This is a genomic window from Arenibacter troitsensis (genome assembly GCF_900177645.1).
Taxonomy (GTDB): Bacteria; Bacteroidota; Bacteroidia; order Flavobacteriales; family Flavobacteriaceae; genus Arenibacter; species Arenibacter troitsensis.
Window position 1 is genome coordinate 870,570 of sequence record NZ_FXAO01000001.1, and the last position, 20,590, is coordinate 891,159.

Consider the following 20,590-nt stretch of genomic DNA (forward strand, 5'->3'; position numbering starts at 1 on the left):
TTCAGTACAGTAATTTAAAAAACTTTGGAGACAAACTCTAAAGAAGGAACAAGTATTATTGGCAAGAGACAACTGAGGTTACCCCTTTTGGCAATCTGGATGAATAAAAGTTTGGAATTATTTACGCCTTGGCCATAGGCTTGTTATAAATGAAAATACCCTAGAAATCAATTAAATTGATCCTAGGGTAAATGTTATTTTCAATTTTAATTAGTTTTAGAACTGATATCTGATTCCTAAAGCAATATCCAAATCCAAGTCATCGGAGTAATTGTCATTGAACCCAAGTTCCGGACGAATGTCCAAGGATAGCAGCAGTGGAAAATCAAAATTGCATTCTATTCCTATGTCGCCGGCAACCAATGCAAAGGTACCGTCTCCACCCGGGGAATCGAAGGAACCAATTCCCGCACCTGCACCTACATACCAATTGAATAGCCCTTCTATTGGCATTACCCATTGATAGAGCCCCACCAACTTAAAGGCATCTACATTTTTGGAATCGCGCCAACCAAGGTCAAATTCAAGTCTGTTGTTGTCCGAAATCGCTCTTTGATAAGAAACCTCGCCACCAAATCCATCATTGTCCCCAAGCCTTAAACCAAGGGCGTTTTTGGACACGGATTGGGCATTGGCCACTACAATTGTCATTGTTATAACTATTAAAACACTTAGTATCTTCTTCATGATTATGATTGTTTTTAATTTTTACAATATTAGTTATTGTTGGGCTCCTCCAATGTCCCCATCAAAAAAAGTAGTAACTCCATTGGGATTAAAGGGGTGCTCTTTGGAAAAAGTCAATATTTAATTGGGCTGAGGTATTAATTAAGGAAGTATGCTCGTACTTTGCGATGAATAGTATTAATTTTTGAACTGATTATGGCCGACCGCAAACTGAAAAAAAGAATAGTTTGGATCATCACTATTCCAATATTCCTAATATTGCTTTTGTTTGTTATCCTTCAATTTAGGGCCAAGGGTTATATTGAAAATTTGTTGAACCAAAAAATACCTGACCATATGCATTTGACCTACGGCCAATTGGAAGTGAACCTTATAAAAGGCTCGGTAGGACTAACTGATGTTGTGTTGGAAGTTCTGGACAAGGAGGCTAGAATATCAAAAATGGGGATGAGATTGGAAGCTATTGATTTAAATGGGTTGGGTTATTATCAGGCCTTATTTGGCAACACCATAGATTTTCGTGAAATCCGATTGTTAAGGCCTAACACAGAATATTATCAAGGAGGTCATGGAGTTGATAATGGTGAGGTAACGGAAAATGATAGTACCACAGAAAAAATTTTGTCTGTTGCACAATTGTCCATTGTGGATGGCAAATTTACGATTTTAGGAAAGAGTAGGGATACCGTAGTTTTTTCTATGGAAAACTTGAATTTTTCCCTTGAAAACCTAAAATTGAATAGGGAAACTATAGAAGGTGAAATACCATTTTCCTATGGAGATTACGATTTGAATACCGGAACGGTGTACGCGGATCTTGGTCCATACGAAGCTCTAACCCTAAGCGGAACAACGATTAAGGATAATGAATTACATCTAAGCAATTTATCTTTGAAATCCAAATATGACAAGACAACCCTATCCAAAAAATTAGACAAGGAACATGATTATATAGACTTGGAAATTCCTGAACTTAATTTGTCTGGTATGGATTTTGGATTTAATGCGGGCCGATTTTTTCTGAATGCTACATCGTTTAATCTTCAAAAACCAAATATTAAAATATTTAGAGATAAGCTTGTTCAGGATGACTATGAACAAAAAAAATTATACAGTCGTATGTTACGTGAACTGCCCATAGATCTAAATGTTTCAGAGGTTGTGGTCAACGACGGATATATTGTGTATTCGGAATTGGTGAAAATGGGAACAGTTCCGGGTGAGATTGTGTTTGCAAATCTTGAAGCTACGATAATCAATGTTTCCAATACTCAGGAAAATAGAGAAATGACGGAGATTGAGGCCGTGGCCCAACTCATGGGAGAAGCCCCAATTGAGCTTACATGGAATTTTGATGTCCACAAAGAGAACGATGCATTTTTCGCTTCTGGTGTTGTCAAGAATTTTAAGTCCGAGAGCATTAATCAATTTCTGAGATCCAATCTGCGCACAGAGGCAGAAGGTGATGTACAAGAACTCTATTTTACCGTTAGTGGTGATGCAGTTAGTTCCACTGGGGATATGAAAATGAACTATGAGGATTTTCGTTTTACAGTTCTAAAAAAGGATAGGATGGGTGTAAATAAACTATTGACCTTTGTTGGCAATATTTTTACCAATGACGGCTCCAGAACGGACGAATCGGGTTATAGATATGGGGAAATATATGCAGAACGGGATAATACCAAATCATTCTTTAATTATTTATGGCTCAATATAATGGACGGGATTGTGAATACCCTTACCGGCGACGGTAAAAAAGAATAATTTTTGCTAGGATAGGATTAATGTAAAAATAGGATTGAATATCCAGATTTAGGGAGTTACTTTTTTGATGATGTATAGAATAAGGATATCCTTTTAAAGAGCAGATCAAACATTGTATTCTATAACCTTACCGGATGGAAATCTTGTGCCGAGGTAGCCTTTCCCAAAACAAATATTCACCCATTTAGCTATGTCTATGAAAGGATAGGAGGGAAGCGGTTAAGCCTTTTGGCAGCTCATTTCCGTTTGTAAACGGGTGGAATTTGGATTTCTACAAACATTGCTCAAATAGAGCAAAGCAAAAAATCGTTTGGATCAATGTTTCCGGAGAAACGGCCTTAACTTGTTGTTATTAACAAAAAATAAAATCATTAATATATTATGGAAACAACACAAGCAACTATCGGAATCAAAAAAGACAATAGAAAAGCCGTAGTGGCCATGCTTGGCAAACTTTTGGCGGACGAGTATTTGCTGTATACCAAATTGAGAAATGCGCATTGGAATGTAGAGGGAATCGATTTCCATACCAAACACGTTTTTTTTGAGGAAGAATACAATAAGATAGAGAATATTGTAGATGAGGTGGCCGAGAGAATACGTATGCTAGGTTTTTATTCTCCGGGGACTTTGAACGAGTTTTTGGAGCTTTCACATCTGAAGGATGAAAGTCCAAAAAAGAACGACAGCTCCAGTTTTATGGAAGCTTTATTGGAGGACCACAATACCATTATCAAATTCATTAGAAAAAGTATTAGTGAAAATGCAGAGGAGCATAATGATGAGGGTACTGCCGATTTCATAACGGGAATAATGCAATTACATGAGCAGATGTCATGGATGCTGAGGGCTTCCTTGAAAACCTTTTAATAAGTTCTAAGGTCTTTAAACGCATTTGACAACGGCAGGGGAATTATCTCCTGCCGTTTTTTGTTGCATTGGATATATGGTTGGTTTTCCCAATATTGTAAATGAATATTCCGATTAAGGTAGTGGTTAGGGGATAAGGCATTTCTGTGCGCCAATAGGAATGAAGGTATTATGAGCTGTTTATATTGCAAAAAAAAAAACCAGTCTAAAGACTGGTTGTGTAGATAAACTTAGCGATATATTAGGCTGTAACAGCTACCGAATTTTGATGGTCCTGATAATGTTTAGGACTACAGTTGTATTTTTCCTTGAATATTTTGGAAAAATAGCTTCTGCTAGTTAGGCCTACACTATACACTATTTCCGAAATGTTGAGGTCTGTAGTCTTAATAAGGTGTTCTGCGGTCTCTACCCTTACGTTCCTGATGTAATCCGTAACCGTTCTATCGAACAACAGTTTAAAACCTTCCTGTAATTTCGCCGGTGAAAGACCCGATTTCTTGCTTAGGTATTTTAGGCTATATTGAATTTCCGGATAATTTTTGATGAAGTTGGATAACTCTTTTATATCATCCATTTCATCTTTTGTCAAGGATCCGAAATTGTTTTTTGCATTTTTTCTATCTTCCTTGTGTTGTTGGATTTCCATGGCCAAAATAACATGTACTATACCTTTTATCAAAAGATTTCTAACCAATCCCTTTTGGGTAATAGCACCCAACTGTTGTATTTTTTCGGCAATCTTTAGATTGTAGGAACCGATATAGGCAAAAATGTTCTGTCCTGGTTTTGGCAAAAATGTCTTTAGTAACTGATTTCTTAGAAGGTCGGTATTTTCATCATCTTGATCAAGTTCATGGGTATCTACCATTATATTGGATAGTTTTACAACTTCATTTTTCCTAAAGAACAAGGTGGTATCCTGACTGGGGTCACAGGAAAATATTCCTGTTTGGAATTGGTTGAGCAGTCTTTTTTCACCTTTAATTCCAAAACTGTGACTTATTCTTCCCTTGGCACAATACATAAAGTGGATAGGATTGGTAATGGGCATGTTGTTAATGAGTAGCATATCTTCCTTAAAGACAATATCGTATTCCATAAAGGAGATATTATTCTTAAAAGAAACCCCACTAATAACCCCACTTACCAAATTATTGTTCAACTCTAGACAGTACTCCTGTGGGCGAATTTTTAATTTTCCTCCCAAGTCTTGCTGTAACTGATTAAATATATTTGCTATGTTGTTCGTTTTAAGATATACAATTTTCATGTCTCAGTATTTTAGATTTATTACTTCATTTTTCCCGAATTACCCTGGTAATAAAAAGGACCACGGCAATTAATAGGAGTAGGTGAATTATTATGCCAACGTTGAATAAAAAAAAGCCAATAGCCCAAAGAAAGAGCATTAATATTGCTGCGATAATCAACATTTTTGGCAATTTCTTTTTGATCATAATTAAAAGGCTTCTTTGTCTTCACTATTAATAAGTTTTAGACTTATTTGCATTCTGGATGGCTATTGGTCATGCCCATAATAAAATTATCGGGGAGATCGTAGTTTTTGTTATCCTCGGAATCCAAGGTCCAACTTTTACCAATTTTAGAATTCAGTAGATAAGGTTCAGTTGTCTTTTTCATGAATGTTGTTTTTAAGTTTCTTATTGTGTCCAACAAAGTTCGTTACAGAGGGAGCCTTTTTTGTTATACAATTTTTATATTCCGTTATATAATTACATGAAAAGGAGCTTATTTCATTAAAAAACGCAAGAATTTATTGGGTTGGATCAATATATAAGAAGAATTATTATTGGTTTTGTAGTATATTTTCCTGCACTATTAGAGGGCCAAGGCCATGACATTTCGTACATAGATATGGAGGAATAAGCTTGGGCCAAGCTTGTGACTAGACTTTAGCTGAAAGTTTTTAAAGATTTACATCAACTACCCAAGAGCCTTCTCAATGCTATTGGTTTTATCACGGATGTTAACTGGAAGGGCAATTGTCCTGGAGAATTGAAACCGTTTTGAATATATGTTTTGTTTAAACAGGCAAATAGATGTAAAAGGTAGCTCCTTTGTTTATTTGGCCCTGGGCCACAATATGTCCTTTGTGTTTTTCCACTATCTTCTTGCATATAGCCAATCCTATTCCTGTACCCGAATATTCATTTTTTTGATGAAGTCGTTGGAAAAGTTCAAATATTTTATTGGCATTGGCCTGTTCAAAACCAATACCGTTGTCCTTTACAGTAATGCAGAAATATTCCTTGGCTTTTTTATTAAAATCAGCAGGAATTGAGGAACGCTGCGTTTTTTTACAAGCGATTTCTATTTTTGGAGGTTCAAGAATACTGTGGTATTTGATGGAATTTGAAATAAGATTGTTGAAAAGTTGTTCCAACTGAAATGGGACACCTCTTACTTCCGGAAGATCGCCAAGAATAAATTCTACCCCGGATTCCCTAATGGGAGCTTCCAGATCTTCCTGAACTTTTTCAATTACCAGATTTAGGTCTACAGGTACCCAATCCTTTTTCTTCTTGCTGAGTCTGGAATAGGCTAAGAGATATTTTATTAGGGTCTGCATACGGTTGGCAGACGATTTTACCTTTTCTATGTACTGTGCTTGCTGTTCCGTAAAATTTGAGGAATCGGAATCTATTATTCTTGAAATAAACATTTGAATCTTCCTTAAGGGTTCCTGAAGGTCATGACTGGCAACACGGTTAAAAGATTCCAATTCACTATTGGCGCGCTTTAGTTCAAGATTCTTGTCTTTAAGTTTTTGTTCATTTTTTAGTTCCTTGGTTATATCCTTTACTACCCCTATAAATTCGGTTTTTAAAAAATGGCCTGTATTCTGAAGGTATTTTATCTTCCCCTTTTTGGTGATAACGCGATAGGTAAAATTGCTAATTATTTTTTTCTCTAAGGCCAGGTTTAATTTTTCGTCATATATCTCGAGGTCTTTTGGGTGTATAAAGGGCCTGTAATTATCAGGTGTTGGAAGAAATTCGTTAGGTTCACAGTCCAATAACCTGAAAAAATTATCGGACATGGTGGCCCTCTTGGATTCAATATTCCAGCGATAACTACCTATTTTTGCAACAGCCTCAGCATCGTTTAAAATGGAATTTTGTACGGTCAATTGTTCATTAAGCTCCAACAAGCGTTGTTTGGCATTAATGATCTGGGTGCTGTCATATGAAGTAAGGGTAATGCCATCGTCCAATTTATTTATGGTAGTATGGACCCAAACCCTTTTTCCATTTAAAATATATTCGCTTTCATTCGTTGCAATGGTGCCAGTGTTGGCACATTTTACCATTAAATCGAATAATCCAGTATCATGTACGGAAGGATATATTTTGGATATTGATTTACCAATAACTTCATCGACTTGTTTTCCGGTAAGTTTTTCACTTTCGGCGTTGGTGAATACATATTTAAAATCTATAATTTCACCATTTAAGTCCCTCTCGGTAATAAGATGGCTAACCGTGTTGGTAGTGCTTTCAAGGATGTTGTTCAAGAAAGACTTGGTTTCTATCAAATCCCTGTTTTGATTTTCCAGCTGTTCGTTTAAAACCCTCAAATTTTGGGTAAACTTTCTTTCAGATGTGGTATCGACCGAAGTCGTTAGAACTCCGTTCTCCAATTTTACAGCAGTGGTCTTGAACCAAAACTGGTTACCATTAAATTTAAAATGTTTCTCAAATTTACGGGTCTCGCCCTCATCAATCACTTTGGCCAATTCATCAAAAATTCCATTCTCAAAGTTAATGGGAATTAGTTTGGACATTTTACTTTGCTCTATTTGGCTGGATTTTTGCCCTAGGACAGACTCAATTTTTTCATTGGAAAATACGATGGTAAAGTCTTGTACTTGTCCGGTAGGACTATAGATTGGCTCAAAATAACTTATAATATTGTCTGTACTGCCTAAAATATTTTGAAGGAACTTTTCGGCGGTGGCCGTTTTTTTTCGTTGTGAATTGATCTGCAGAAATGAAATAATAAAGATAAATAATGCAAACATTCCCAAGAGCAAAGTCATTAAGGGGGTAAACATTATTTGTGATCTATATTCCTCCTTTCGCTTCTCCAGTTGAATCTGCTTTTCCTTGTACATTTGGTTTTTAAGCAAATTGAGCTGCGTTATTGCCTTTGAAACCTTGGTTATTTTTTCTCTATCGCCGGAAGAATAATTTGATTTTTGAAATGGAATGTTGGCTATTACTTTTAAAGAATTATAAAGACTGTCCTGCCAAGATTGCACCGACAGTAAAATTTTCTGTTGTACAGGATTTTCTTGGGTGAGTTCCCTTAGCTTCATGAAGGATTCCTGGACCTCGGGTTTGTAATTTTCGAAAGAAGAAATGCCCAATGTATCTCGGGATAGAAGATTTTTTAGCTCCGTGGATTGCATTTGGGAATAATAGGAAAAAAGCTGATTTATTTCCATATCCACTTCCAAGGTATGGGAAACCATATCTGCCGACTCTCCCAACTGCACGATCTGTTTGTAACTTATGCTTCCAAGGAACATAAGAAGTGCTATGGCCAAAATAAGGGATACCGCAAGTACCTTTGGAGAGGATGTTAATTTTCTTATTGGCATGCCTTAATAACCTTTAGATCCTTAATAAAAAATTATCCTTGTTCAAGGCCGAGGTATGATATTGCCAATTGAGCTGTAAAACCTTTTCAATGGCCTGTTTTAGATCCCCAAAACTATTTGGCTTGTTGATATAAATGTTGGCTCCGTTCACAAAAGTTTCTTCAATATCGGCCTCAGAGGAGGATGTGGAATATATGGCCACCAAGAGGTCATGTAGTCTGGGATGGTTTCTAATTTCATGGAGACACTGCATTCCATTTTTGATGGGCATGTTTAAATCCAGAAAGACTATTTCCGGTAAGATTACATTGGGCAGGGTCAAATAATCCATCAATTCCTTTCCATTGTTAAAAAGGGATAGTTTGGTCTTTATTTTAATTTCATTCATAGCTTCCTTGAACAATGTTCTATCATCTTCATCATCATCGGCCAAGGCTATGTTCAGCGTATTTAGGGGCATATATAGGTGTGGTTATTTTTGGTTTAAGGCTCTTTCCTTCCTCTTCAGGATTATTTTCTGAAAAGAGGAGGGTGTAAGTCCGGTCGTCTTTTTGAATTGGGCCGATAAATGTGAAACACTACTATAGTTGAGTTTATACGCTATTTCCGTTAATGTCAGGTGGTTTTGGAGAATTAAACTTTTGGCGATATCTATTTTCTTTAGTATTACAAAATTCTCAATGGAAGAATAAGTAGCTTCAGAGAATACTGAGGATAAATAGGTATATGAATAATCCAGTTTTTCAGCAAGATAGGTAGAGAAATTATATAGTTTAGGGTTCTCATCATCTTTGATCCATTCTGTAATTGAATCTTTAATGCGTTGCACCAATGCCATTTGTTGATCATCCATAATCTCTATGCCATATTTTCCCAATAGAGCGGCCATTTCCTGTTCTTCCTCTAGTGTGGGCCTTCTATCAAATTCAATTTCCCCAACACCGTGAATGGTATATTTCATTCCCAAGGCGTCCAATTGTTCCTGCAGAACAGTTTTGCATATAAGGTTAAAATCAAATTTCAGATAGATTCTCATTAATTGCATATAATATGGGCCGGTCATATCCATTCCTACAAATTTTGGAAAACAAAACTGGCGTTATACACAAAGATGATGATTTTTTAATTTCATTTTAGCTGCTCGGTGAATTTTTTATTAATTGTTCTGTAAATTGATAATGCAGGGTAATTTTTGCCCTAACTAAATCTTTAACTTTCCCAGTACTTTAGTACATAGTCCTCATGGCCTGTCCATACCATGGTTTAATGGTTATCTACCTAGCTCTGGCAGTAAGCTTTTAGTTCGTCATGTAGTTGTCTTCGGGGATTTCCTTAAAAAATTCCGCTGTTTCAATATTGCTGGATGGGCTGTAATTGGCCAATACCGTTCCTTTACTGCCATCGTTTGTTTTCAGAATATATAAAATGGACATGTCGGACGGATTGCTCATTCCTTCGAAGCGATATTCCTTTAAAATAGTGACATCCTCTGGCGAATACCCAATTTTTGTCTTCGAATCGATCAATTTCATGTTTTCTACCCGGTAGTTGCCCTTAAAGCCTTTTTTTTGATATTCGTCTATTATTTCTTTTTCGTTTTTGGCAAATTCATTTGTCATTTTAATTTGTTTAAAGTTAATTACTGTTTATATTTTTTAATAGGATCTTTGGCAAGCCAATCTTTTGTTTTCTACCACAAAACGTCATCGATTTTGACTGTTACCCTGGGTGTGCCCAAGAATTCTTGGGGAAATAAAAACGGACAAGATCCTCAATGGAAAATGTCCGTTCAAAACAAAATCTAACCAACCAAAGAGAATGTTTTAATTGTCGTCCGTGGCGTCATCAATTTCATCACCAATTTCTTCCACACCTTCCTCAATACCGTCCCCGACCTCTTCTATTCCATCTTCAATTTTCTCACCGGCAGTTTTTTCCTCTCTACAACTGCTCAATGTGGCTAGAGAAACAGTAAATAGTAGAGCGAATAAGAAGTATATTATCGATTTTTTCATTTTTATAGTTTTAAGATTATGTACGTCCGTACTTAATATGGTTTCTGTTAATTTTTATAAAGCTTTAATTTTTAGACCTTACTTCTTCCTGTAAATAAGGAAATTACAAATAGAATCAAGAAAATAAAGAAAAGGATTTTAGCAATACTTGCAGCGCCTGCTGCTATTCCACCAAATCCAAAAATTGCGGCAATTATTGCCAATATTACAAATGTTACTGTCCATCGTAGCATGATATGTGTGTTTTTAGGTTAATACTATAAATTGTTCCTTAACAATCTTTGATACAAATTTCAAGATATTAAATCACATTGTTTAACGTAATCACTTTAATAGTTAACACAGATGGTTAGGTTGTAACTTGTTTTAATTCAATTGTTTGTAGGCTTGTTGAATTTGAAGTTTTCTGGAAAATCCAAGGTGCGAATAGGGAAGGGGATATTAATGTTGTTATCGTCGAATGCTTTCTTTATTGCTATCATGGCAACAGTTTTAGCCTTCAGAACTTCTAAGGAAGAGGTGGAGTTGATCCAGAAACGGATTTCAAAGTTTATGGAGCTATCGCCGAATTCGGTATAAAGAAAAATTACTTCCTTGGTATTTTCTACCTTGTCAAAATGCGAGGAAATAGTCTTGCAAACAAGATCCCGCACAAATTCCAAATCGGACGAATAGGCAACTCCACATTTTAGTATTACACGTGATTGGGCTGTAGTAGAAAAATTCCTGATAGGGTTCTCCAAAACCAATTTATTGGGGATATAAACTAAATTGTTATCCGATTGTTTTATCGTAACTGCCCTCAGGTCTATGTCTACTACCTCGCCTTCGTAATCATTGCTTTCTATCCAATCCCCAAATTTAATATGTTTAATATAGGACAACACAATTCCGGAATAGGTGTTGGCCAAGGCGCCTTGCAATGCTAGGCCTACAGCCAGACCTGCTACCCCTGCACCGGCTAAAATTGTATTGAGCGTTTTACTTAGGTCCAAAATTCCCAGCACTAAAAACAATCCTGCTAGAATAACCATTACAGAAATCAACTTGGCAATTAAATTCTTCATGGATTTTTGTAAACTGCTTTTGCTCAGTATTTTCCATGTTAGTTTAGTGAAATACTTGGATAACAGAATAACAATGATGAATACAAGCAGCGCTAAAATGATATTGGGCAAACTCACTATTAAACTGTCTATCCAGGAAGTCAATCTGTTGGTCATTTCCTTCCAGGCTTCGTCGATATGTAAATCCATAATGTTAGTTTCAAATATTGATCTAGAAGTTAAGAAGATTTATAAGAAAACACTAACTTATTACATTTGTACACCTTGTTGATGTTTAACAAAAAAAACGGTTCCGATATTTAATTATATCGGAACCATTAATTAACAACCAACCTAATCATCTTATTTGAATTGCTTTTGTAGTGTTTAGAAATTCCAATAAGAATACATTTAACCCAAATGTCCCCCGAAATTCTGGGCCGGCTTGTCTGCCAAAACCTTAAAATGCAATGTTCTATTAAATCTTATAATCCAAATGTATTTAATGAATTTAATATAAGTGTGCTGTAATCTCAATAAAATTGACTCTTTTGCTAAATCACCGCGCCTAAGGCAGGAATTCGTTTCATCCTAAGTTTCAATTCTAATGGTATGCGATACAATTTATTGGTATCGGGTTAGCGGGGTAGAAGCGCTATTAACTACCTTTAAGCAACTTTAAATTGCTTCCAGCATGTTTAAATCCGTCTTAAAACTAGTAAAGGTATTATATAGTAGAGTGCTCTTGAGCATTGCATTTTATCCAGTGCTTATTTCATTCGGATTTTGTTTATTGGCTTTTGTAATTCTGGAACTGGAAAGTTTGGCATTGGCCAAAAAGCTAAAAGAAAACATTCCTTACCTATTTATAGAGGATTATGAAACTGCTAGGGCTATTTTAACAACTTTAATTGGAGGCATTCTTTCCTTAACTGTATTTAGTTTTACCATGGTTATGGTGGTACTCAGTCAAGCTTCTTCCAATTTTTCACCAAGATTGTTGCCAAGTCTTGTCTCCAATAAAAGACACCAATTAATTCTAGGAGTGTATATAGGTACACTGTTGTATTGCATTATTATTCTCATTGTTCTTGGAGCCAATGACATTGAAACCCATTCAGTGGGGTTTCCAACCATGTTGGCTGCAATTTCAGGAATATTCTGTACAGGATTGTTTGTGTATTTTATCCATAGCATTTCCGTATCCATTCAAATTCAAAACATTATTGATAATATATTTCGTTCCAGCTCAAAATATTTGGATGTGGACTTTGAGGATTCCAGAACATTAAATGTTGGCTTACAGGAATTTAGGACAGATGATTTTGAAACCATTTATGCACAAAAGTCGGGCTATTACAGAGGGTTTGACGATGCTTTGCTAAGTGATTCCTTAATTGATAATTGCCATGTGTTTGAAATATTGCCTTACGTTGGATGTCATGTGTGGGAAGGAATGCCATTGATAATGGCCCAGAATTCGTTTTCAAATGAAGACATGAAGAACTTGTTGTTATGTATAAATATTTCCACCAACAGAAGTGATCGGAAGGAGGGAATAGATGGGTTTATCAAGTTGATGGAAATAACGGTCAAGGCCATGTCACCGGGAATTAACGATCCCGGGACGGCCATTGATGCCATCAATAGATTGGCCCCTTTACTTGTGAAAATTTTGAGGTTTCCGCCCAAGACATCACATTCCATAAAAGATGGTAAGATTATTATTGTAAGAAATAACATTACGGCCAAGGAATTAATGCGGACTATTATGCAACCTATCAGATTATATGCGAAACAGGATAGTTCAGTTGTTATTGCCTTGCTCGACGCCTTAAAATTTATAATGCGTGATGCCAAGGTTTCCAAGGAAAACAAGGAAGATGTAAAAAAGGAATTGGAGGCCTTAAAAGTGGATGTAAAGGCAAATATTGAGAATAATTATGATCGTGAAATGGTTTTGGCAATGTTTGAATAGAACAGTTACAAAAGGAAATACTGTAAATGGTTTAGTGTATTGCGGAAACTTTTTTCTTGATTTTTTAACAGAATAAATTTAGTCTTATGGAATATATAGAGTCAGTAAACCCATATAATGGAAAGCCTTTGGAAAAGTATAGAATGTTTTCCGATAGTGATATAAAGAGGGTGTTGGAAAAGGCTGAACTTGCCTTTGGTAGTTGGAGAAATGAAAGCGTGGAACATAGGGCAGGTCTGTTAAAAAAACTGGCCAAGACCTTGTTGAAAAACAAAAAATCCTATGCCCAATTAATGTCCAAGGAAATGGGGAAACCTATAAATCAGGGTGTTGCCGAAGTTGAGAAATGTGCTTGGGCCTGTGATTTTTATGCCAAGAATGCCGTTGGGTTCCTTTCGGATGATCTCATAGAAACGGAGGCCGATGAAAGTTTTATAAGTTATGACCCTCTTGGCTGTGTATTGGCTGTTATGCCTTGGAATTTTCCGTTTTGGCAGGTTATACGCTTTGCAGCGCCTACGCTCACGGCTGGAAATACCATAATATTAAAGCATGCCAGTAATGTTCCTGGATGTGCCTTGGCACTACAGGAGTTGTTTCAAATGGCCGGTTATCCCGAAGGCAGTTTTCAGTCTATTATTGCAAACCATGAACAACTCGAATCAATAATAGAAAACTCTATTGTTCAAGGTGTGACCCTTACAGGAAGCGAACAGGCAGGTAGGGCTGTGGCCGCCCTGGCCGGAAAGAATTTAAAAAAATGTGTTATGGAACTAGGGGGCAATAATGCCTGTATAGTATGGGAAGATGCTGATTTGGATAAATATTTGAATATCATGGTGATGGCCAGAATGCTGAATACCGGTCAAAGTTGCATCGCGGCCAAGAGATTTATAGTAGTAGAAGCTATATACGATGAGTTTCTTATGAAGTTTTCCGAAAGAATCCAAACCCTTAAATCTGGAGATCCAATGGATAAACAAACAGATATAGGGGTTATGGCCAGGGAGAACTTGGCAACAACATTGGAACAACAAGTGAATGGATCCTTGGAAATAGGAGCTAGAGTTAAGATTGGAAATAAGCGTAACGGGGCATATTATGAGCCTACAGTCCTTATTGATGTAGTTCCTGGTATGCCAGCCTTTGATGAAGAGCTTTTTGGCCCAGTAGCAGCCGTGGTAAAGGCAAAAGATAGGAAGCAAGCCGTGGTAATGGCGGCAAATTCCAAATTTGGTCTAGGGTCCATGTTGTTCACCGAGGATATAAAATCCGCAAGGAAAATAATTGGAGATATACCCGATGGGGCATTTTTTATTAATGAGATGGTAAAATCGGATCCAAGATTGCCTTTTGGAGGTACTAAAGCATCGGGATTTGGACGGGAGCTTTCCATGGAAGGCATGTTGGAGTTTGTGAACAAAAAGACGGTCTATATAAAGAAGTAGGATATTTTAATACCACAGCACAGTTTATTTTATTGGGTATTCCAACTATGCTTAAAGGCGAATTGGTTTTGGGGCATTCGCTGCCTTTGGCTAATTTCTTTGCTCTGAAGTTTTTCTGGCAGTTCCTCCAGTTCCCCGCCGTAATAGCCTATGGCGACTGCCGTTGCAATATGATACTCCTTTGGGATATTGAAGATGCGCTGGGCATTTTTGTGATCTAAACCAGCCATATGGTGCATGGCTATACCCATGTACTGCGCCTGTACGGTCATTGCACCCAAACCCATACCCAAGTCGTGAAGGGCATGGAAATTTTCATTTCCATTATCCGTATCCTTTTTATAGGCCGTTAGCATCAATATTGGGGCATTTTTGGCCCATAGCTTATTGTTACCCGTTAGGTTGGCTATAATTTTTTCGTAAGCCTCTGAACCTTTTTCAGCGTATAGGAAGCGCCAAGGCTGTTCGTTATTGGAACTGGGAGCCCAACGCACGGCTTCGAAAAGTTGGTGCAAATGTTGTTCAGTGACTTTTTTGTCCTTAAAAATCCGAGGACTATATCGCTGTTTTAATAGTGCAAAAATTTCATAATCGGAATCCGCTATATTTTCTAGTTGTATCTGCTCTGGTACTGTCATGTTTATTTTTTTTAATGAATGTTATATTAAAAGGTTTCTTTATTGCAACAAATTGGTTGCCAAAACAAATGTTTCTACCATAGTAGTATAGGTTATATAATGCCGCCCTTTGCAGGGGCTATAGGTCCTGGTTGGGTTTTTAATGTGTTTGGTTCTAATTGTATTTAATGGCTCGTAACACAGATATGTCCTGCCTAAATGAAAAACACATTGATCGACGACGGTAAATACAACTTTTTTGTTCTTAATAGTACTAGGTTGTATTTACCACTTATGTGGGGTAATGTGTGCCTGTAATCGGTTTGTTCGAGGCATTACCAATGGAATGCCAACCGGGAAGTTTACACTGTGTAGACCTTAATTTTCATAACAATAATAATAATTTGCCGTATCGTTTATTGACTCAAAACCATTAATGTTTGATTCTTTTCAAATTTACTTTTGAGGTTTGTCCTAAAATATGGGGGACAGGCAGGATTCAATTTCGCTCCTATAAAAAAATCCATATTAAACCTTGTGCTGGATAAGGTAATCGGGGAATTTTGGGTTGGGAGTGATACGGCAAATAAACACTGTCTTCCCTTGTAGTTTAGGTCAGATCCAAAATTTGCGTTTCATTCTTAAGAATCCGATAATAAAACTGATATACATCAATACGATCAGCGATAGGTGAATTCTTCTGAGATGAACGTATTCATTCAATTGATAGGTATAATTATAGAATCTGGAAGCTTTGATCGGGGCATAACCCAGATAAAATATTAACAGCCCTATACTAATCCATTTAATGCCTGTGAACCTAAAGTCCAATTTTTTAGAGCTTTGCCTGTGTTCTATAAAAAAAAGAATAATGCAGATTAAAATGGCAAAAGCTCCGGCCAGATAACTAAATACCTGGGATTCTAGCTTAAAGTTTTGAAAAAATGGATTTGCCAAGGATGCCATCAGATAAAAGGCGGTGGCCAATATTATATAAGTCCTATATTTTTTCGTTTCTATATATTTCCAATAGACATAAAAGAAATAGCTAAAGAATACAATGTTGTAAATATTGTAAATAAAAACATTGTGCGTAACAAAAGCGGAAAAAATGGAAATATGGAATACCTCATAGTTCTTTGTAAAATAGCCCAATAATTCATTTAAGAAGGTATACATTAAAAGTATAGGGAAATACTTTAAAGGGGTATTGTAATATTTTGGGTATCTAATTAAAGCTATTGATAGGGTTACAGCATAGAGAGGTTGATAGGAATTCTCTAAAATAGTATCCAATATTTCCATTTTGCTTTGATCTGGGGTTAATAGGTCATAAAAATCTTAATGGTACGGAGGAGGAACCATGTTGGCCTCGTTCAAAACTAAACTTTTATTTTTGGCATCAAAGGGAGCTGGTGGTGTTGTGGGCATAAAGGAAGCCTCAGATTTGCTCTCCTGGGATTGCATCCTGTCCATTTCCCCATCTTTTTTTGGTTCCAAATTATCGGTAAGTAAGACTGGGACGTTTTTACCATCTTCTTCTCTAATATAGAAGCCATATTCCTTATCATTTTTATCCTTAGTGGCGGGGATGATAAAGAATGAATTTTGTTTTGGATGTTTTATTTCCCTACCATCTTCAAAGGTCTTCTTATCTGGGTAATTGGAAAAATAAAAACGGAGGGATGCAATTTCAACATTGGCCTTTTTAGCTTCTTGTTCAATATAATTCATGTATTCCTTTATGGTATTGTAGTCATAATAACCAAAACGGGCTACATCAAATTTTTTCTCAGGAGCAAGGTCATTTTCATATTTTTCAATTAGGCCTACCCTACGTTCGCCGTAGGCGTCATACATGGATTTTGCTTGGGCTACACTAACAATCTGCTTAGGGGCGGTAATCTCTGTGGTTACAGGTTCGGTAACAGGTGTTTTCTCCTTCTTTTGCTCACAGGAAGTGAAACCAAAAACAACAAGGACTCCAGCGCATAATTTTACATAAGTTCTTTTTAGGTTTTTCATGATTTAAATTTTTACAATTAGTTGAAAATAAAGTAATTAATTAGTGGTAAGCGTTGGGGGAAAACACTTGTTAAATTATATGTTAAATTACTGATTATTGCACATCTAAAAAAATAAGGCAATAAATTAATGTTTTTTTCTTAGAATGGATGTCAAAAAAAATCCCATTTGGTGCTAGGGCCAAATGGGATTTCAATATTGTCCCCAAATTTTAGGGATTATGATTACTTGTTTTTATTAGGAAAATTGCAAGTTAAACTAATCCCGCCTTTTTCGGCGGAATCTAGGTTCAATACCCCGACCTTTGAGTCGATTCCTGTTATTGGGTGCAGGGCTTGCCCTGAGGTTTAATACCTTTTATTGATTCATGGTAAGCAAAAACTCTTCGTTGTTCTTGGTTTGTCTAAACCTTTGTTCAATGAATTCCATGGCTTCTACCGGATTCATATCGGCCAAATACTTTCTCATAATCCACATTCTCTGAATGGTATTTTCATCCAAGAGAAGGTCGTCCCTTCTTGTACTTGACGAAGTAAGATCGATGGCTGGGAATATTCTACGGTTGGATATTTTTCTATCCAATTGTAATTCCATGTTACCTGTTCCTTTGAATTCCTCAAAGATTACTTCATCCATTTTGGATCCAGTTTCTGTAAGTGCCGTGGCAATGATGGTCAGGGAGCCACCGCCTTCAATATTACGTGCTGCTCCAAAGAAGCGTTTTGGTTTATGCAATGCATTGGCATCAACACCTCCACTCAATACCTTTCCTGAAGCAGGTTGTACCGTGTTGTATGCACGGGCAAGGCGGGTAATGGAATCCAATAGGATAACCACATCATGACCGCATTCTACCAAACGTTTTGCCTTCTCCAAAACAATATTGGCAACGCGCACATGTTCGGTAGCTTCCTTATCAAAAGTAGAGGCTACAACCTCACCACGAACATTACGCTGCATGTCCGTCACTTCCTCCGGCCTTTCATCGATCAAAAGAATAATTTGATAAACTTCCGGGTGATTGGCAGCAATACCATTGGCTATATCCTTTAAAAGCATGGTCTTACCTGTTTTTGGCTGGGATACGATCATACCTCTTTGTCCTTTTCCAATAGGACTGAATAAATCAATTATTCTTGTAGAAATAGTACTTTGTCTTTCCGCAAGATTGAATTTTTCCTGTGGGAACAAAGGGGTCAAGTGTTCAAAAGAGACCCTGTCCCTAACTATTTGGGGATCTATTCCGTTTATTTTGTTCACTTTAATAAGAGGGAAATACTTTTCGCCTTCTTTTGGCGGACGTACATTTCCAAGTACGGTATCTCCGGTCTTTAAGCCAAACAATCTTATTTGGGACTGGGATACATAAATATCATCGGGAGAAGATAGGTAGTTGTAATCGGACGACCTTAAGAATCCATAACCATCCTGCATAATGTCTAGGACACCTTCACTTTCTATAATACTGTCGAACTCAAATTCCGGTTCTTTGTATTTATTTTTTAAATCTTTATCAAAATTGCTGTTGTTTTTGTCAACATTGCCTTTTTGATGGTGAGGATTCTTTTTATGCTGTTGTTTGTTGGATTGTGGGGTATTCTGTTGGGAAGCATTTTGTTGTGATGCACCTTTTTGAAATTCTTTTTTCGCCTGTACAGGATTATTGTGTTGGCGCGGCTTTTTTTCACGTTTGGTCTCCTCTTTCTTATCTGCGACCGGGGTAGTGGTTTCTTCGGGGGTACTTGGTTTTTCTGTTGTGGCAACAGATTTCATTTCCGATTTTCCAGGCGTGTCGGCATTTGTTACTGCCTCTTTTGGCTTCGACTTGATTATTCTGGACCTTTTAGGCTTGGCAGGGCTGCTTTCCTCTTGAATTGCATCCGTTCTTTCTTGAACAATTTTTGGATTTGATGCTTGTACATCCAAAATTTGATAGACCAAATCGAGCTTTTTTAAAGTTTTAAACTTGGCAACATTTAGGCCTTGGGCTATTTCCTGAAGCTCAGGAAGCTTTTTTGATTTTAAATCTGAAATCTCAAACATTAAGTTTTGAATAAATTATACTTATTACGAAAATATGAAGTGTATGTTGTTCTTGTTTTTGGATAATAAAGGGAATGAAATCCCCTGTTGGTAAGTGATCTGACTTATAACGTAGCAATATTACAAATTATTTTCATAATTAGAGTGATAATTTTTAAAAAGACGCTTATTTTTGCCTCCAAATTGTATTGTAGAGCATGATTCAAAGAATTCAGACCCTTTATTTAATCGTAGTTATACTATTGGGGGCGGTTGTGCCGTTCTTTGTAAATCTATGGTCGGATGCCAAGGGAAATGAGATATTTGCCGAAAATGAAGTGTTTGTTTCCATAGCTTTTTATGCCGTTGCAGTCTTAGGGCTGGCGGGGATTGTATTATTTAAGAATAGACAAAATCAATTTGTGGTAAACAGGTTGAATATGATATTGAATCTTTTTTTACTAGGATTTTTCGTTTACCGATCACTAAACTTATCCGGAGAGACTATTGTTTCTGAGAAGGGTATTGGGATGCTGATTCCTGTATTTTCTATCGTTTTTTTAGTCCTGGCCAACAGGGCAATAAAAAAGGATGAAGATCTTGTAAAATCTGTTGATCGATTGCGTTAAGCCTAACATCTTAGTAGTATTAGTGCGTGAACCCGGGGTAGTGCCCGGGTTTTTTTTGATTGAAACTCACTTTAAATCGTTGCTTGCAAGGAATTTAAAACTGTTAGTTGAACTAAGACCGCTTTTCTAGCGGAATTTTGTGGTTTATATTTTTAAGCCCATGAGAATCATCCCCTTTTTTCAAGCTCTATAATTTCCAGATCCTTAATGTTTTCCTTGTCGATAACAAATCTCAACATGGTCCGTATTTGATGAAACCCATGTATGCCACAAGCTCCAGGGTTCATATGTAACAGGTTTAACTTTTTATCCCACATTACTTTTAGAATATGGGAGTGTCCGGAGATAAATAGTTTAGGGGGATTTATTTTGATCTCCTCCCTGATACGCACATTGTACTTGTTGGGATATCCACCAATATGGGTTATCCAGACATCTACCTCCTCGCAGTTAAACCGGTTGTCCAATGGATATTCCAACTGAATTTTATTTTCATCTATATTTCCATAGACACCTTTTACGGGCTTTATCTTTTGTAAGGTGTCCATTACCTCCAAATTGCCAATATCCCCTGCATGCCATATTTCGTCAGCCTCCTTGGCGTATTTAAGAATTTTATCATCCATATGTCCATGGGTGTCAGAAAGGAGGAGTATCTTTTTCATGCGTTTAATTATTTTCATTTAGTTGCCAAGTAAGCAAATGGCGCTTGGGAAACCTTGGTGGGCCCGGGAGGCCATCATTGAAATTTTATGCCTATAAACTTAAGGGAACTGGATAATTACCCATAGCTATACTTTATATCAATATTGTATTAAATCATTTTGTCATCCTGTTTTTCTCCATTAGAACAAGTATC

Annotated in this window: 21 protein-coding genes; 5 read left to right on the top strand and 16 right to left on the bottom strand. The window is 36.7% G+C overall.

The features are described from left to right. Nucleotides 1-216: 216 nt before the first annotated feature. Complete coding sequence (locus tag B9Y87_RS03500) at nt 217-687, bottom strand: hypothetical protein (RefSeq protein WP_085496177.1); 471 nt, start codon at nt 685-687, stop codon at nt 217-219. Nucleotides 688-882: 195 nt separating this feature from the next. Between B9Y87_RS03500 and B9Y87_RS03505 the strand changes: the two genes are divergently transcribed. Then, the gene (locus B9Y87_RS03505) at nt 883-2,454 is read left to right on the top strand and encodes a hypothetical protein (RefSeq protein ID WP_085496179.1); all 1,572 of its coding nucleotides are present in this window, start codon (nt 883-885) and stop codon (nt 2,452-2,454) included. 381 nt (nt 2,455-2,835) lie between these two features. Continuing rightward, on the top strand, nt 2,836-3,324 hold the full coding sequence (locus B9Y87_RS03510; protein WP_085496181.1) for a Dps family protein: 489 nt from the start codon (nt 2,836-2,838) through the stop codon (nt 3,322-3,324). Nucleotides 3,325-3,565: 241 nt separating this feature from the next. On the opposite strand, the gene B9Y87_RS03515 is transcribed toward B9Y87_RS03510, so the two are convergent. From B9Y87_RS03515 to B9Y87_RS03550, 10 genes are all read right to left on the bottom strand, one after another. Beyond that, nucleotides 3,566-4,597 (bottom strand): helix-turn-helix domain-containing protein, encoded by a 1,032-nt coding sequence (locus B9Y87_RS03515; protein ID WP_085496183.1) that lies wholly within the window; start codon nt 4,595-4,597, stop codon nt 3,566-3,568. A gap of 20 nt (nt 4,598-4,617) precedes the next feature. Further along, entirely contained in the window at nt 4,618-4,809 is a 192-nt protein-coding gene (locus B9Y87_RS21770) for a hypothetical protein (RefSeq protein WP_449371714.1), read from the bottom strand. Between the two features lie 18 nt (nt 4,810-4,827). After that, nucleotides 4,828-4,968 (bottom strand): hypothetical protein, encoded by a 141-nt coding sequence (locus B9Y87_RS21890; protein WP_176225579.1) that lies wholly within the window; start codon nt 4,966-4,968, stop codon nt 4,828-4,830. 403 nt (nt 4,969-5,371) lie between these two features. Then, nucleotides 5,372-7,951 carry an ATP-binding protein gene (locus tag B9Y87_RS03520; protein ID WP_085496185.1) on the bottom strand — a complete coding sequence of 860 codons (2,580 nt, stop codon included), beginning with the start codon at nt 7,949-7,951 and terminating at the stop codon, nt 5,372-5,374. Between the two features lie 13 nt (nt 7,952-7,964). Then, nucleotides 7,965-8,411 carry a response regulator gene (locus B9Y87_RS03525; RefSeq protein WP_085496187.1) on the bottom strand — a complete coding sequence of 149 codons (447 nt, stop codon included), beginning with the start codon at nt 8,409-8,411 and terminating at the stop codon, nt 7,965-7,967. Between the two features lie 12 nt (nt 8,412-8,423). After that, a complete protein-coding gene (locus B9Y87_RS03530) occupies nt 8,424-9,020 on the bottom strand; it encodes a helix-turn-helix domain-containing protein (RefSeq protein WP_317045107.1) in 597 nt (198 codons plus the stop codon). A gap of 229 nt (nt 9,021-9,249) precedes the next feature. Next, entirely contained in the window at nt 9,250-9,570 is a 321-nt protein-coding gene (locus B9Y87_RS03535; RefSeq protein WP_085496189.1) for a hypothetical protein, read from the bottom strand. Nucleotides 9,571-9,774: 204 nt separating this feature from the next. Further along, nucleotides 9,775-9,906: a hypothetical protein gene (locus tag B9Y87_RS22280; RefSeq protein WP_262483169.1), complete on the bottom strand. Its 132-nt coding sequence runs from the start codon at nt 9,904-9,906 to the stop codon at nt 9,775-9,777. A 131-nt stretch (nt 9,907-10,037) separates the two neighbouring features. Beyond that, complete coding sequence (locus B9Y87_RS03545; protein ID WP_072862602.1) at nt 10,038-10,199, bottom strand: DUF1328 family protein; 162 nt, start codon at nt 10,197-10,199, stop codon at nt 10,038-10,040. Nucleotides 10,200-10,337: 138 nt separating this feature from the next. Continuing rightward, nucleotides 10,338-11,222, bottom strand: coding sequence for a mechanosensitive ion channel family protein (locus tag B9Y87_RS03550; protein WP_085496193.1), 885 nt, complete (start codon nt 11,220-11,222; stop codon nt 10,338-10,340). A 484-nt stretch (nt 11,223-11,706) separates the two neighbouring features. Here B9Y87_RS03550 and B9Y87_RS03555 point away from each other — a divergent pair, with 484 nt between their 5' ends. Further along, nucleotides 11,707-12,990: a DUF2254 domain-containing protein gene (locus tag B9Y87_RS03555; RefSeq protein WP_085496195.1), complete on the top strand. Its 1,284-nt coding sequence runs from the start codon at nt 11,707-11,709 to the stop codon at nt 12,988-12,990. Nucleotides 12,991-13,076: 86 nt separating this feature from the next. Then, the gene (locus tag B9Y87_RS03560) at nt 13,077-14,438 is read left to right on the top strand and encodes an NAD-dependent succinate-semialdehyde dehydrogenase (protein ID WP_085496197.1); all 1,362 of its coding nucleotides are present in this window, start codon (nt 13,077-13,079) and stop codon (nt 14,436-14,438) included. Nucleotides 14,439-14,467: 29 nt separating this feature from the next. Here the strand turns inward: B9Y87_RS03560 and B9Y87_RS03565 are convergent, their stop codons facing one another. From B9Y87_RS03565 to rho, 4 genes are all read right to left on the bottom strand, one after another. Continuing rightward, entirely contained in the window at nt 14,468-15,076 is a 609-nt protein-coding gene (locus B9Y87_RS03565) for a nitroreductase family protein (protein ID WP_085496200.1), read from the bottom strand. A gap of 594 nt (nt 15,077-15,670) precedes the next feature. Continuing rightward, on the bottom strand, nt 15,671-16,360 hold the full coding sequence (locus B9Y87_RS03570; RefSeq protein ID WP_085496202.1) for a hypothetical protein: 690 nt from the start codon (nt 16,358-16,360) through the stop codon (nt 15,671-15,673). 36 nt (nt 16,361-16,396) lie between these two features. Next, a complete protein-coding gene (locus tag B9Y87_RS03575) occupies nt 16,397-17,080 on the bottom strand; it encodes a hypothetical protein (protein ID WP_085496204.1) in 684 nt (227 codons plus the stop codon). Between the two features lie 357 nt (nt 17,081-17,437). Next, nucleotides 17,438-19,123: a transcription termination factor Rho gene (gene rho, locus B9Y87_RS03580; protein ID WP_085496206.1), complete on the bottom strand. Its 1,686-nt coding sequence runs from the start codon at nt 19,121-19,123 to the stop codon at nt 17,438-17,440. 197 nt (nt 19,124-19,320) lie between these two features. Between rho and B9Y87_RS03585 the strand changes: the two genes are divergently transcribed. Then, nucleotides 19,321-19,731, top strand: a complete 411-nt coding sequence (locus B9Y87_RS03585) for a DUF4293 domain-containing protein (protein ID WP_085496208.1) — start codon at nt 19,321-19,323, stop codon at nt 19,729-19,731. A gap of 167 nt (nt 19,732-19,898) precedes the next feature. Here the strand turns inward: B9Y87_RS03585 and B9Y87_RS03590 are convergent, their stop codons facing one another. Next, nucleotides 19,899-20,396, bottom strand: coding sequence for a metallophosphoesterase family protein (locus tag B9Y87_RS03590; protein ID WP_085496652.1), 498 nt, complete (start codon nt 20,394-20,396; stop codon nt 19,899-19,901). Nucleotides 20,397-20,590 lie beyond the last annotated feature (194 nt).